At 65.4% G+C, this 13571-nt stretch carries 14 protein-coding genes and 1 tRNA gene; 8 read left to right on the top strand and 7 right to left on the bottom strand.

Going from position 1 to position 13571, the window contains the following annotated elements; all coding sequences use genetic code 11:
- On the bottom strand, nucleotides 1–858 hold the full coding sequence (locus V3587_RS28950; protein WP_045247679.1) for a DUF4062 domain-containing protein: 858 nt from the start codon (nucleotides 856–858) through the stop codon (nucleotides 1–3).
- 84 nt (nucleotides 859–942) lie between these two features.
- Between V3587_RS28950 and V3587_RS28945 the strand changes: the two genes are divergently transcribed.
- Nucleotides 943–1773, top strand: coding sequence for a hypothetical protein (locus V3587_RS28945; protein WP_045247678.1), 831 nt, complete (start codon nucleotides 943–945; stop codon nucleotides 1771–1773).
- Nucleotides 1770–3251, top strand: coding sequence for an ATP-binding protein (locus V3587_RS28940; protein WP_045247677.1), 1482 nt, complete (start codon nucleotides 1770–1772; stop codon nucleotides 3249–3251). The genes V3587_RS28945 and V3587_RS28940 overlap by 4 nt, the downstream gene beginning before the upstream one ends.
- 52 nt (nucleotides 3252–3303) lie before the next feature.
- Here the strand turns inward: V3587_RS28940 and V3587_RS28935 are convergent, their stop codons facing one another.
- A complete protein-coding gene (locus V3587_RS28935) occupies nucleotides 3304–3885 on the bottom strand; it encodes a hypothetical protein (protein WP_045247676.1) in 582 nt (193 codons plus the stop codon).
- Nucleotides 3886–3926: 41 nt separating this feature from the next.
- On the opposite strand from V3587_RS28935, the gene V3587_RS28930 reads away from it, so the two are divergent.
- From V3587_RS28930 to V3587_RS28905, 6 genes are all read left to right on the top strand, one after another.
- Nucleotides 3927–4463 carry a hypothetical protein gene (locus V3587_RS28930; RefSeq protein ID WP_045247675.1) on the top strand — a complete coding sequence of 179 codons (537 nt, stop codon included), beginning with the start codon at nucleotides 3927–3929 and terminating at the stop codon, nucleotides 4461–4463.
- Nucleotides 4460–6238, top strand: a complete 1779-nt coding sequence (locus V3587_RS28925; RefSeq protein ID WP_045247674.1) for a type IV secretory system conjugative DNA transfer family protein — start codon at nucleotides 4460–4462, stop codon at nucleotides 6236–6238. The genes V3587_RS28930 and V3587_RS28925 overlap by 4 nt, the downstream gene beginning before the upstream one ends.
- Nucleotides 6239–6319: 81 nt before the next feature.
- Complete coding sequence (locus V3587_RS28920) at nucleotides 6320–6796, top strand: single-stranded DNA-binding protein (RefSeq protein ID WP_045247673.1); 477 nt, start codon at nucleotides 6320–6322, stop codon at nucleotides 6794–6796.
- A gap of 12 nt (nucleotides 6797–6808) precedes the next feature.
- On the top strand, nucleotides 6809–7417 hold the full coding sequence (locus V3587_RS28915; RefSeq protein WP_045247672.1) for a hypothetical protein: 609 nt from the start codon (nucleotides 6809–6811) through the stop codon (nucleotides 7415–7417).
- Nucleotides 7395–7613 (top strand): helix-turn-helix domain-containing protein, encoded by a 219-nt coding sequence (locus V3587_RS28910; protein WP_045247671.1) that lies wholly within the window; start codon nucleotides 7395–7397, stop codon nucleotides 7611–7613. Before V3587_RS28915 ends, V3587_RS28910 begins: the two co-directional genes overlap by 23 nt.
- Nucleotides 7606–8796, top strand: a complete 1191-nt coding sequence (locus V3587_RS28905) for a tyrosine-type recombinase/integrase (RefSeq protein WP_045247670.1) — start codon at nucleotides 7606–7608, stop codon at nucleotides 8794–8796. Before V3587_RS28910 ends, V3587_RS28905 begins: the two co-directional genes overlap by 8 nt.
- Nucleotides 8797–9031: 235 nt before the next feature.
- Here V3587_RS28905 and V3587_RS28900 read toward each other — a convergent pair.
- The 5 genes from V3587_RS28900 to scpB all read right to left on the bottom strand — a co-directional run bounded on the left by V3587_RS28900 (nucleotide 9032) and on the right by scpB (nucleotide 13563).
- A tRNA-Pro gene (locus tag V3587_RS28900) sits at nucleotides 9032–9105 on the bottom strand.
- Nucleotides 9106–9288: 183 nt separating this feature from the next.
- Nucleotides 9289–10716 (bottom strand): ribosome biogenesis GTPase Der, encoded by a 1428-nt coding sequence (der, locus tag V3587_RS28895; protein ID WP_003946199.1) that lies wholly within the window; start codon nucleotides 10714–10716, stop codon nucleotides 9289–9291.
- On the bottom strand, nucleotides 10713–11393 hold the full coding sequence (gene cmk, locus V3587_RS28890; protein ID WP_170320421.1) for a (d)CMP kinase: 681 nt from the start codon (nucleotides 11391–11393) through the stop codon (nucleotides 10713–10715). The genes der and cmk overlap by 4 nt, the downstream gene beginning before the upstream one ends.
- An 11-nt stretch (nucleotides 11394–11404) precedes the next feature.
- Nucleotides 11405–12802, bottom strand: a complete 1398-nt coding sequence (locus tag V3587_RS28885) for a pseudouridine synthase (RefSeq protein WP_209908736.1) — start codon at nucleotides 12800–12802, stop codon at nucleotides 11405–11407.
- Between the two features lie 77 nt (nucleotides 12803–12879).
- Complete coding sequence (gene scpB, locus V3587_RS28880) at nucleotides 12880–13563, bottom strand: SMC-Scp complex subunit ScpB (RefSeq protein WP_037127047.1); 684 nt, start codon at nucleotides 13561–13563, stop codon at nucleotides 12880–12882.
- Nucleotides 13564–13571: the final 8 nt, after the last annotated feature.

Genomic DNA, 13571 nt, shown 5'->3' with positions numbered 1-13571 from the left:
TCAGCCGACGTGGAACTCGCGTTCCTTCTGTTCGTCGTCCTCGCTCCAGCGGATGCGAATGATGTCGGGATCGCCGCCACCCATGTGATGAAGCACATGCAGGCGGCGAGTCTGGCCGGCATGGATGACGGTGGGTTCATCGCCGCTAGTCAGGATCATGCTGGAGTTTTCTCCGACGACCTCGAATCGCACATCAGTGGCGTCTTGGTCACCCGTGTTGGTGATGTCGATCCAGTGCCGAGTGGAGTAGCGAGGCTTTCCCTTGCTGTCGTATGACGTCAGTTCTCGTTCTTGCTGAGGCTGAGCCGCGAACCGCACACCAGATTTAGTTGCAGGGAGTTGCGGGGCTGACAGTTCTAACGAAGCGATGTCGTACTCGATGGCCTTCCAGACCTCGTGGCCGAGCTGGCCAGTGTTGGCGAACTCGCCAAGCAAACCTCGCTCGCTGATTGCAGCACGAAATTCCCGGAGACCGTCGAGCTGCTGGGTGTCCACGTCGTGAGGAAGCGGTGCAGTTGAGAAATAGAGGTGAACAGGCTTTCCGCTATCCACGGCGCGTTCGATCTCTTCAACGGTGCCGGATACCGCGTCGGGCGTTGGGGAGCCAAGCCGGCTGCCAAACAGAGCGAAGACGATGTCGCATTGGTCAACGCCTTGCGAGTTGATCAGTGACTGCGGATGACCTCCGAGGACAGGAACGGACGAGGTCTCCCATCTCCACGGCAGTAGCGCTACCTGCTTGGTTGCAGCGTTGGCGTTGTTCCAGTCATTGATCGCGGCTTCTACTGCATCGCGAGCATCGGGAATGTCTGACGGGGAAGCGATCATCACCCGAAGCACGGAAGCGGAAAAACTCATGCTTCAAGGGTATCCGGAGCGTCTGACACGCATGGAATAGCTGACGCACCTGGCTGGCGACATCCATCGTCAGGGAGGACTCTCATGCCCACTTTCACCGATCCGAGAACCGATGCTGCCGAAGCATCCGAAGCGCTGCGGGGTCTTGCGCACGCGACAATCCGTATTGACCAGCCGGCGCAGATGTATCCGGTGCTCGGGGATCTCCTCGCAGGTGTCCGGTCGCTGCGGCAGGTACTCGACCAGCTCGCCGCCGCTCATGTCACCGGCCAACCCCGCGCGTTCGACGACCAAGGTGACGCCGCGATTGGTGCGAAGGATGCGCTGGCTGCGGCGGATGAGCTGCATCAGGCCGCGACCCTGATCGATGCCGCACATGACCGGCTCGATGCGGCCATGAACGCAGCGGGCCGGATCGCCTGGCGCCCCGACCCCGAAACCGCGCGGCGGTGGGTCAGCGTTGTGTTCTTCGATGGTGAGGAAGCTGACCGGGTACTCGATCTCATTCAGCGTGACGGCACGACCGCCGGGATCGAGCACCTGAGTCAGTGGGATTACGGGGAAGAGACCACCGATGCTGCCCTTACCAACGGGTACGTCTACGACACCCCACCGGTCGGGAACCTCGACCGCACCACCACCGAGGGCAACTACACGTTGACCTACAATCCATTCCTCAGCCACGTCTCCCTACTCCGCGCTTACGATGCTCCGGCCGATTTCGCTCTCGCCGAGCCCGCGCCCGCACCGGCGGTTGCTGCGGTCGGCCTGGGTGAAGGAGCCGGCAGAGCCGCCCCCAGCACGGATACCGTCGCCTCCGCCACTACCCGGAAGACACCCGCGGTTGCGGGTAAGGACTGGTTCGCGGCTACGCCTCGCCCGGCGCAGCATGCGGGGCGGGGGCTCGGACGATGAACTCTGAGCCCGAGCGCCTGCACACCTCCGTCCTCGTCGCACCCGCATCCGAACGCCGCAAGCTCCGCAAACAGCGCAGGCAGGCCGCCGCGCGGATCACCGCCGAACAACGCAAGACGGAGAAGGCGGTCGCGGTCGCGAAAGCAGAAGCCGAGCGCGCGGAACGTCGCGCGACCACCTACCTGCCCGCTGCCGGAGAACCAGGGGCCGCAACCTTGCGGACGCCGGGCAGGTTCAAGTTGCCCCGCCACCAAGACACGTCCGCGACCCTCGCCGGGGCGTATCCGTTTGTCGCCGAAGGCGGGCTCGGCTCTGACGGTGTCTTCGTCGGCCAGGACCTCTACTCCGGCGGGAGCTTCGTTTACGACCCCTGGGTGCTCTACGCACGCGGGGTCATCACCGCCCCGAACGTCGTCCTCGCCGGCATAGTCGGTAGCGGGAAATCGAGCCTGGCGAAGTCGCTCTACACGCGATCGCTTCCGTTCGGGCGGCGAGTCTACGTTCCCGGTGATCCGAAGGGCGAGCACACGGCCGTCGCTGAGGCGGTCGGTGGGCGGGCGATTGTCCTTGGCCACGGCCTCAACACCCGCCTCAATCCCCTCGATGAAGGGCACCGACCATCAGGGCTGTCGGATGAGCAATGGGCCGCGACCGTCGCATCGCGCCGCCGGGATCTCATCGGCGCTCTCGCGGAGACGGTGCTCGCGCGTGGGCTGACGCCGTTGGAGCACACTGCGATCGATCTGGCGTTGACGGCTGCGGTGCGGGAGAACGATGTGCCGATCCTGCCGATGGTCGTCGACCACGTCCTGAACCCCACCGACGACACCGACAGACGCCTCGCCGAAGACGGCCGACTGGTCGGGCACGCACTGCGGCGCCTCGTGGCCGGCGACCTCGCCGGACTCTTCGACGGACCATCCACCGTCAGGTTTGATCCGTCACTGCCGATGATCTCCCTTGACCTCTCCCGCGTCACCGAAAACAGCACCCTGATCTCGGTGCTGATGACGTGCTCCAGCGCGTGGATGGAATCCGCCTTGCTCGACCCGAACGGTGGGCAGCGGTGGGTGATCTACGACGAAGCATGGCGCCTCATGAGCCACCCCGCACTCTTGAAGCGGATGGATGCGCATTGGCGTCTCGCGAGGCATTACGGGATCGCGAACATGCTGATCTTTCACAAGTTGACCGACCTGGACAACGTCGGCGACCAAGGCTCCGCCATGCGATCCCTCGCCAACTCCCTGCTCGCGAACGCGGAAACCCGGATCGTCTACCGGCAAGAATCCGACCAGCTCGGAGCCACCGCATCCGCACTCGGGCTCACTGGCACCGAGCAGAAACTCCTACCCGGATTAGGTGTCGGGCAGGGGCTGTGGCGGATCAAAGACCGGTCTTTCGTCACTCAACACCAACTGCACCCTGCTGAATATTCGCTCTTCGACACAAGCTTGCGGCTCAAGCAGAACGTCTAGAAGTTCGCGTGAATATTGACGGTTCTCGCGGGAACTTCCCGGTCCATGACGCCTACGGTTCGACGCCGGTTTCGGTGTTGGTGTTCATCTCGGCGATGAGCGAGGCGACCTGAGGGGCCGCGTAGCCGGGTGCCAAGCCCGCGGTGACGTGCCTGCGGATGCGTGAGCGCGCCAAGCGAGCCTCGCTCAGATCCGTCACGTCACGGATCGCGGTGGCGAAAGCTGCGAACGATCTCAGATCCCCGGCCAGCTCCTCCACCCTGGACTCCGGATCGGCGCTCCGCCGGAACCGGTAGGCGCCATCACGGGTGAAGGTTGATCCCCAAGCCCGCAGCGGAGCCATCAGCGTCGCCGCGTCCGGGTGCCGTTGCCCGTCCTCATGCAGCCGCTGCTCCACCTGATCGAGATAGATCGCCCCGTAAGCCTGAACATCCACGCCATCACGGACGTTCCTCGGCGTCATCTCCGACAACAGAACCGCCGCCCGCACGGTCGGTGATGTCGGCTTCACCCATTCCCACCTGCGCTCACCAGAAGACGCCTGCTGGCTGAATCCCTCGTCCTCGGCAGTAGCGGCGATACGCGGCATGGACTCCTCGGCGAAGCGCCGCCGGTCATCCGCCCGTGAACCCATGTCACCAGTTTCCCATCGGCGTCGCGGCGCACCTAGCGCGCATGAGAGCCCGCCCCGCAGCAAAGACGATCGCCGAAGACATACAGGCTGTCCTCCCGCACGTCCGCGTCGCAGTCACCGAAACCGGTGTGCTCGACGTGACCGTCGACGGCGCCGAGTACCCGCCACCAGCCAGGGGTGAGTGGACGCGCGGCACCTTCGCCGACCTGCTCGATGCGGTCACCGAGAACCGCAGCATCGGGGTTCGGATCGAAGTCCGAGAAGTCGACGGATCGGTATTCACCGACCTCATCCAACCCCGCACCCGCACCCGTCCTGCCGAGCCCGAACCAGCCCAAGAACCCGCACGGCCTGCCCGAAAGAAGAAGGGGCCGGCGCTGGTCGAGGTCACCGCTGACGGGTTCCTTGCCGGTGAGGACGTGGCCGTGGCGATCATCGTCTCCCACACCGACGCCACCAACGGGCGAGCCCGTGCGTTGCTGGATCTCAACCAGCTCCCACCCGCACACGGTGGGCGGCGCGATGTGCTGCTGCTGGGTCGGATCTCGGGCACCACCCATATCGAGGCGTTGTCGTGAACGAGCGGCAGTCCGGCTCGATGGGTGACGAACTCACCAACGCCGCCCTCATCGCCCTCATCAGTGTCTTCGCCCTCGGCCTCGTCCTCCGCGGTGCCGGGTCGGTCGCCGCGTTCCTCACCGGCACGGCTCAACCCACCTCGGGGCCGGCCGGTGGGCTGGGTGTGCTGTTCAGCCCCGGCGACCCCGGTACAGCGCTCGGAGCCGAGGGGCTGAACCCGGTCGTCTATTGGATCGTCACAACCTTGCTCCTCGCGTTGGTGACGGTCGGGTTGGGGTGGTGCTGGATGAAATGGCGCCGCCACAGCCACAAGGTCGAGACCGACCCGCGCCACCTGGCCGGGGTCGCCACCACGCACGAAGTCACCCAGGCAGCCTCACCGAAGGCGCTGCTGCGGCGGGCAGCCTCGTTGCGCCCGTCACTGGATGCCCCGTCACCGGAGGATGTGGGTTATCTACTCGGAACCTCACGCGGCAAACAGGTGTGGGCGTCAGTTGAAGACTCCATCCTGCTCATTGGGCCGCCCCGCTCCGGCAAAGGCCTGCACGTCGTGATCAACGCCGTCTTGGACGCGCCCGGCGCGGTGGTCACCACGAGCACGCGGCCGGACAACCTCACTGCGACGTTGCGTGCCCGCCGACGTGACGGTCGTCCGGTTGCGGTGTTCGATCCGCAGCATCTCGCCGAAGGACTCCCTGCGGGGTTGCGGTGGTCGCCGGTTCGGGGGTGTGAAGACCCGCTGACGGCGATGATCCGCGCGACCGGTCTCGCCTCCGCCACCGGGCTCTCCGCTGGTGGGGTCGAATCCGGTGGGTTCTGGGAAGGCAAAACCAGAACAGCACTCCAAGCTCTGCTCCACGCGGCAGCGTTGGATCATCGGCAGCCTGCCGAGCTGTTCCGTTGGACGCTTGATCCGTCGGCGGCTGCGGATGCGGCCGCGATCCTGACGAATCATCCGAATGCGGCTGCGGGGTGGGCGGATTCGTTGGGGGCGATGATCGACTCCGACCCTCGTACCCGTGACTCCATCTGGCAGGGCGTCGCCCTCGCGCTGGGGGCGCTTGCCGATCCGAGGGTGCTTGATGCCGTCTCACCCGCCGAGGGTGAGTCGTTCGATCCGGAGGCGTTCATCCGGAACCGTGGAACGCTCTACCTCCTTGCCACCGGCGCGGGCGCAGGGGCGTCGGCTGCGTTGGTGGCGGCGTTCGTGGAAGACCTCGTCGAAACCGCCCGTCGCATCGCCGCGCGCTCACCCGGCGCACGCCTCGACCCACCCCTGCTGCTCGCACTGGACGAGATCGGCAACCTGGCCCCCTTGCCGTCTCTGCCGACGCTCATGGCGGAGGGAGGCGGTACGGGGATCACGACGATGCCGGTGTTGCAGTCGCTTGCGCAGGCGCGGGATAAGTGGTCGGAGAATCAGGCTGGGGCGATCTGGGATGCCTCGATCGTGAAGATCATTCTCGGCGGGGCGTCGAACTCGAAAGACCTCCAAGACCTCTCCACCCTGATCGGCGAACGCGACGAGTACACCGATTCGGTGACTCTCGGCGACCACGGCACCAGGTCAAACCAGCGCTCGGTGCGGCGGGTGCCGATCCTGCCACCCGACCGGATCAGAACCCTGCCGTTCGGCACCGGCGTCACTCTACTGCGCGCCGCACCACCGATCGTCACCGACCTGCGCGCCTGGCCAAACCGTAGCGATGCCGGGCAGTTGAAGACCGACCGCACCGAACTCGAAGCCCTCTTGCAACGCCCCGCCGACTCGTGAGGGTTGCTGTGTCGTTGTAGTGCACCTGACTTTCACGGATGACCCCGCAGCGGGGTCTGGTGATCGTGAAGGAGCAGTGCAATGGATATTCATACCCAGCAGTCGATTTCGGGGTTCATCGCCTCGACCCCGCAGCTCGGTTTCAACGACAAGGGGCAGGCGAGGTTCTATGCCCGGTTCGGGCAGGAACACTTCGACCGGAACCTCGATGGCAGCTTCACGCAGTTGGAGTCCACGTTCCACGACCTGGTGATGTTCCGGGCCACCGCGGCGCGGGCGCACGAGCGGTTCAGGAAGGGCGACAACTTCATCGCCGAGGGGTACGTGCGTGAGTACGAGGCCACTCGTGACGGTGAGCAGGTACAGACCGAGCAGTTCGTCGCGAAGAAGATCGGCCACGATCTCGCCCGCACCCGCTACGACGTCGACCGCACGCCTCGCAACACGCCTTCCCTCGACCAGGACGGCCCTGCACGGGAGGCACCGACAAGGCCGGCCCCAGAGTTCCAGGCACCGGACCGGCCCAGCACGCAGGCACCTCCCGTACCTGGACTGTGAGGAGGGAAAGCCATGAGCACCATCGTTGCTGAGGACGCCCCGGAGTTCGACGAACCCGAGCCCGAACCCGCACTCCACGACGCGGAGGAGACGGGGAAGCGGCCGGCGTTGTCTGATCCGGACTCACTGCCGGGGCCACCGCATCCGGTGAACTGGAACCTACTCACCGCAGATGAGGCCGGGGCCGAGTGGCTCGAACTCGACCGGTGGGTGAACTGGCTCCGACGCACATACGGCCTGCCCGCGAGTGTGGTGCCGCCGTTCTGGTACCGACACCCCGAGCTGTTGTGGGAACTGTCCGCGCTGCACCTGCACTGGCTGTGCGCCTACGACCCCGATCAGAACGGATCCGCACCCAACGGGTGGCATCGCGACTTCGCCGACACCCGGCAGCGACTCCGCGACTGGGTCGCCGCGAGCAGCACCCGACTGGATCGCGACCGCCCCACCCGGCAGACCACCTGGCCCGGCGAAGCCCCTGCACCGACGGTAGATGACATCGTGATCGCCGATCGGGCCGAAGACTTCGATGCCTTCGTTGAAGCCGATCTTGCCCAACGGCAGGCGGCCGAAGACGCCTTCTACGCGAGTCTCGACGATGAACGCCCCGACCGTCGTTGACCACGGTGCGGGTCCGGTCGAGACGTTGTGGTGTGCGCGGGATGTCGCGGAGTTCTTGAACGTCTCCCAAGCCACCCTCTCGCGCTGGCGACGGGAAAAGATCGGGCCGCCGTTCCTGCGCGTCGGCGGCGTCTCTCGCTACACCCCAGCCACAGTGCGCGCCTGGGTCACCGAGCAGGAGAACGATCATGGCTGACCCTCGCAACAGGCGGATGCCGCCAGTCGGGGTGAAGCTCACCACCGATGTCGAACGCCGCACCGACGGATTCCGTGCCCGCGTGCGATGGACCGACCCTTCCACGCATAAGCGCGTCGGCCGCGTCGCCCACGTCCGCAGCCACGAGGAGGTCGAGGAGTTCTACGATCAGATGCGGGCAGCGACCGAAACCGGTGCGGACACCACCATCACCCTCACCGACTACGCCACTTCCATCGGGGATCGGTGGCAGCGAGGCCTGGACCCGACCTCCACCGCCGAGCTCTACGACACCGGACTGCGACTGCGGGTGTTGCCAGCGCTCGGGCACGTTCGGGTTGCGAAGATCACCGCGGGGATGATCGACCGCACCATCGACACGTGGGAGGCCGAGCACTCGGCCTCGACGATCAAGAACTCCATCGCCCCACTCGTCCGGGTGCTTGATGAAGCGGTGCGCGACGACATCATCTCCATCAACCCCGCCAAGCACCGCGCACGCCGTAACCTCGGCAAACACGTCACCCAGACCACCGGCGCGCTACGACAGTACGCGCTTCCGGATTTGGCGACGCTGCGGAAGCTCGCGACTGAGTGCGGGGAGGTGCATCAGTCGTATTCCGATCACGTCATGCTCGCCGCGCTCCTGGCCGCCAGGGGTTCAGAGGTCGCAGGGCTGCGGGTCGGGGATGTGGACTGGGAGAACCACATCGTGTGGATCAGACGCCAGCACTATCCCGGCAAAGGCGGCCTCGTCATCAAACAGACCAAAGGCCGGCGCGATCGCCCGGTGCCGATGCTCGACGCACTCGAACCCGTCCTCGAACGCCTCACCACCGACAAGAAAGACGACGACCCGCTCTTACGCGGGCCACGCGGAGGCGTCCTCACCACCGCCACCGTCAGAGACGCCACCCGCTGGGATGACCTCGTCGCGGGCCTCAACCTCACCGGCCTCACCCGGCATGGGCTCCGGCACACCGGAGCGACCTGGATGGCCGACGCCGGCATCGCCCTGCATGTCCTCCAAGAGATCCTCGGGCATCAGTCGATCGAGACGACCAAGGGGTATCTGCACCCCGACCACCGCCACCTCGCCGAAGCTGCCAGGCAGGCCAACCAGTTCCTCTCCAAGACCCCCACGAGGAAGGATGCGAGCCGCCGCGACGGACCCCGTCTGTGACCACGAATGGAACCACGCTCCGACCCTCCCAGAAGGGGGCCGGAGCACCGTCGCGCCCGCGATTTGGTGCACCTCTCGGGCACCTTTTGGTGCACTCCACAGCCGAAGTCACTGAATGGAAGTGGACCAATGCGCGAACGAGCAGCACAGGCAAATGAGGGAAGTGGACCAGCCAGTGACCACCCTCAGAAACGACGAAGCCCTGGTGAAAATTGCTTCTCACCAGGGCTTTTTGTCGGGATGACAGGATTTGAACCTGCGACCCCTTGACCCCCAGTCAAGTGCGCTACCAAGCTGCGCCACATCCCGTTGTTTAGCTTTCGGACAGTCCCGCCGCTCTAACTCACCTGACCCCCAGTCAAGTGCGCTACCAAGCTGCGCCACAGCCCGTCCCACGCCCTTGTTTCGGGCGCTTGGAAAGATTACATCAGGGACGGGCCGAAGTACCAATCGGCTGGTCAGAGCCGTTTCAGTACCGAATTGGACGCAGAATCAGCGGCCCTTACGGTCACGCTTCTCGCGCACTCGGACGGATACGCGGATCGGGCTGCCGTCGAAGTTGAACTCTTCACGCAGACGCCGCTCGATGAAGCGGCGGTAGCCGGCCTCGAGGAAGCCCGTGGTGAAGAGAACGAATGTCGGCGGGCGTGTGCTTGCCTGCGTCGCGAACATGATGCGAGGAAGGCGACCACCACGCATCGGAGGCGGCGTTGCTGCCACAACTTCCTTGAGCCAGGTGTTCAGGCGACCCGTGGGGATGCGCTTGTCCCAGGACTCCAGAGCCGTGTCGAGAGCCGGCACGAGCTTCGCCACGGCGCGACCGGTGTGGGCGGAGATGTTGACTCGCTGAGCCCACGGAACGCGGACCAGATCGCGGTCCACTTCCTTGTCCAGCATGAGTCGACGGTCCTCGTCCACGAGGTCCCACTTGTTGAATGCGATCACCAATGCACGTCCCGTGTCGGCCACCATGCTCAGAACACGCAGGTCCTGCTCGGTGATCGGCTCGTGTGCGTCGATGAGCAGGATCGCGACCTCAGCGGCCTCGATCGCGCTCTTCGTACGCAGCGACGCATAGAACTCGGCACCGCTGGCATGGCTGACACGCTTGCGCAGACCAGCCGTGTCGACGAAACGCCAAGGGCGCCCGCCGAGTTCGACGATGGAGTCGACGGGGTCGACGGTGGTGCCGGCAACATTGTGCACGACGGACCGCTCGTCACCGGACAGCTTGTTGAGCAAGCTGGACTTTCCGACATTCGGCTTTCCGACGAGAGCAACACGACGCGGACCGCCGCCGGGGATACCTTCACGCGGGGTTTCCGGCAGCTTCTCGAGAACCTCGTCGAGCAGGTCGCCGGTGCCGCGGCCGTGGGTCGCACTCACGGAGTACGGCTGACCGAGGCCCAACGACCACAGCGCTGCAACCTCGGACTCGGTGCGTCCGTCGTCTACCTTGTTGGCAACGAGGATGACCGGAGTCTTCGAGCGGCGAAGCACGCGAGCCACAGCTTCGTCCGTCGCCGTAGCGCCGACAACAGCGTCGACGACCAGGAGAATGGCATCAGCCGTTCCCATGGCCAACTCGGCCTGCCGGGCAACGGCCTGCTGAAGACCCTTTGCGTCGGGCTCCCATCCGCCGGTGTCCTGGACGAGGAAGCGTCGTCCGGCCCAGTTCGCCTCGTACGAGACACGGTCACGGGTAACGCCGGGGATGTCCTCGACTACCGCTTCACGACGGCCGATGATGCGGTTGACGAGCGTCGACTTGCCGACGTTCGGTCGACCGACAACAGCCAAGGTCGGGACGGCAATGTGCGCTTCGCCTTCGCCGTCCGCTTCGAGATCGGCGTAATCCCACTCCGATTCCTCGGACCAAGTTCCGTCACCGGCATATTCGGTTACCAGATCGTCGCTCACTGCACTGCTCCAGTTCTGTCGCTGACCACCAACAGCAACTTGGCGATCACATCTTCAATTCCCAATTCGCTCGTATCCACCAGAATGGAGTCGTCGGCAGGGCGCAACGGCGACACTGCCCGAGTCGAATCGAGATGGTCACGGCGCTGCACATCAGCCAGCACCGCTTCGTAATTGTCTTCACGGCCTTGGCCGATGTTCTGCGTATTGCGCCGTGCCGCACGGGTTTCCGCCGATGCGGTCAAGAAGATCTTGACGTCTGCATCGGGGAGTACGACGGTTCCGATGTCGCGACCTTCCACGACGATCCGCTCCGCACCCGCCGCCAGCTCACGCTGAGTGGCGACCAGCAGGTCGCGAACCTCGGGCACAGCCGAGACCGCGGAGACAGCCTTGGTGACCGCGTCGCCGCGGATCTCCTCACTGACGTCCGCGCCGTCGAGATGCACCTGCTCGCTGCTCGGATCGGTACCGATGGACCACGGCAACGCCGCAACGGCGGCCGTGATCGCGGCGGAATCCGCCAGATCGATTCCCTGACGCAGCACGTGCAGGGTCGCGATCCGGTAGATGGCTCCGGTGTCGAGGTAGCGAGCGCCCAAACGCTGCGCCAACGCGCGAGAGACGCTGGACTTGCCGGTTCCGGACGGTCCGTCCATAGCGACTACCAGCGGCATGGACGAATCGGTCACAGGCCGACCGCCTCGTACAGTCCACCGACCTCGCTACGTCCGAGGACGCGCTGCGTTCCCGGACGCTGATCGCCGAGGGCGACAACTCCGACGTTGGTGCGAACCAGACGGACAACGGGGTGACCGACGGCATCGAGGAGGCGACGCACGATGTGCTTGCGGCCCTCGTGCAGAACGAGCTTGACGAGCGTCTTGCCCTCGTTGATCTCGAGCACGGTGAACGCGTCCACCTTGGCCGGACCGTCGTCGAGGGTGACGCCGTCGCGCAACTGCTTGCCGGTGCTGCGCTCGACAACGCCGTGAACCGTGGCGAGGTACGTCTTCGGAACCTCGAACGACGGGTGCATCAGGCGGTGAGCCAGATCGCCGTCGTTGGTGAAGAGAAGCAAGCCTTCGGTGTCGGCGTCGAGACGGCCGACGTGGAAGAGCCGCTGGCCCGACTGAACGCGCTCGGAGACGATGTCGCCGACGCACGGACGACCGAGATCGTCGGACATGGTGCACTGCCAGCCACGCGGCTTGTTCATCGCGAGGTAGACGAGGTCCTTCTGCACGACGACGCGGACGCCGTCGACACGAACCACTGCGTTCTCGGGGTCGACACGCAGACCCTGTTCGACCACGATGCGGCCGTCGACCTCGACGCGACCCTGGTCGATCAGCTCTTCAGCTGCACGGCGTGATGCGACGCCGGCCTGAGCCAGCACCTTCTGCAAGCGGACGCCGTCGCCCTTCGGCGGGCCGTCGTGCTTGGTGATCTCGGCATGCTGGTGACGCGCCGGCTTGGCGTTGGAGACCAACGGGTTCTGAGAGACGACACGCTGCGGCTTCTCGGTCTTCGGCTTGCCACGCTTGTTGGTCGCCGGCGGTGTGGGAGCTGCCGGGCGCTTGCGCGGAGGTCCGTCGAACTTGGATCCACGAGGTGCGTTCGACCATGCGCCGCCACGAGGAGCGTCGGGGCGTGCGCCGCGCTGATCGTCACTACGACGGTCAGCGCCGCCACGCGGTGCGCGACGGGCGTCGACGTGGGGGGTACGGCGGTCATCGCTGCGGGGTCCGCGGCGATCGTCCGTGCGCGGGCCGCGCCGATCGTCGTTGTAGCCACTACGACGGTCGTCCGTACGTGCGGGGCGACGGTCGTCGCTGCGCGGCGGGCGACGGTCATCGTTGAATCCACCGCGACGGTCGTCCGTGCGGGGACGGTCGGATCCGGCGTTGCGGTCGTATCCAGAGGTACTGCGGGAAGTGTTGCTGCGTCCACCACGGGGCGCTTCGCTACGTGCGCCGCGGGGGGCGTCGCTGCGACCACCACGGGGGGCATCGCTGCGTGCGCCGCGGTTGTCGCGGGAGTTGTTACGGTCCGGTGTGCCATCTCGGCGAGCGGGATTGTTCACTTTTTTCCTGTCAGTTTTCTACTGTTTCCCGAGCGTGGTCGGGTCTTTCTCGGTGCTGACGAGCGCCGGAATTCCGGTCAGTCGTCGACTTCGGTGTCCACTACGTCAGCGGGCACGTCTGCCTTGTTCATTCTCGCAAATCGCGGATCGGATTCCAGGCTTTCGCTGATGTCGTCGATGAGATCGACATCAGGCAAGAGCGGGGCCAACTCCGGGAGCTCGCTGAGCGAGGCCAGGCCGAGCCGTTCGAGGAACAGTTCGGTCGTGGAGTACCGTGTCGCGTTGGTGTCCGGGTCAGGCCCGGCTTCCGCGATCAGTCCGCGGGCAAGGAGGGTGCGTACCACCCCGTCCACGTTGACGCCTCGTACCGCACTGATCCGCGCACGAGTCAACGGTTGACGGTATGCGACTACGGCCAAAGTTTCCAATGCCGCCCTGGTCAATTTGGTGCGTGCGCCGTCCAATAGCAGCTTTTCCACGTACGGGGCAAACTCTTGTCGCGTGTACAGACGCCATCCGTCGCCCGCGTAGCGAAGGTCCATTCCGCTGCCGCGAGCGGTCAATGCGGCTGACATCGACGTCAGGCGTTCTTCGACTCGTTCCGGCGCGGTTCCGGTGACAGATGCGAGTTGGTTCACTTCGGCCGGCGAATCCACGACAAGCAGAAGCGACTCCAGCACTGCGTCGAGTTGATCGTCGTCGAGTTCGAAATCGGGGGCGGAATCTTCGGACTCCGAGGCGTGTTCGGTAGGCTCGATCATCTCGTCTA

The sequence above is a fragment of the Rhodococcus sp. IEGM 1306 genome (assembly GCF_036541985.1).
GTDB lineage: Bacteria > Actinomycetota > Actinomycetes > Mycobacteriales > Mycobacteriaceae > Rhodococcus_F > Rhodococcus_F qingshengii.
This window is presented reverse-complemented; position numbering and strand designations above follow the sequence as displayed.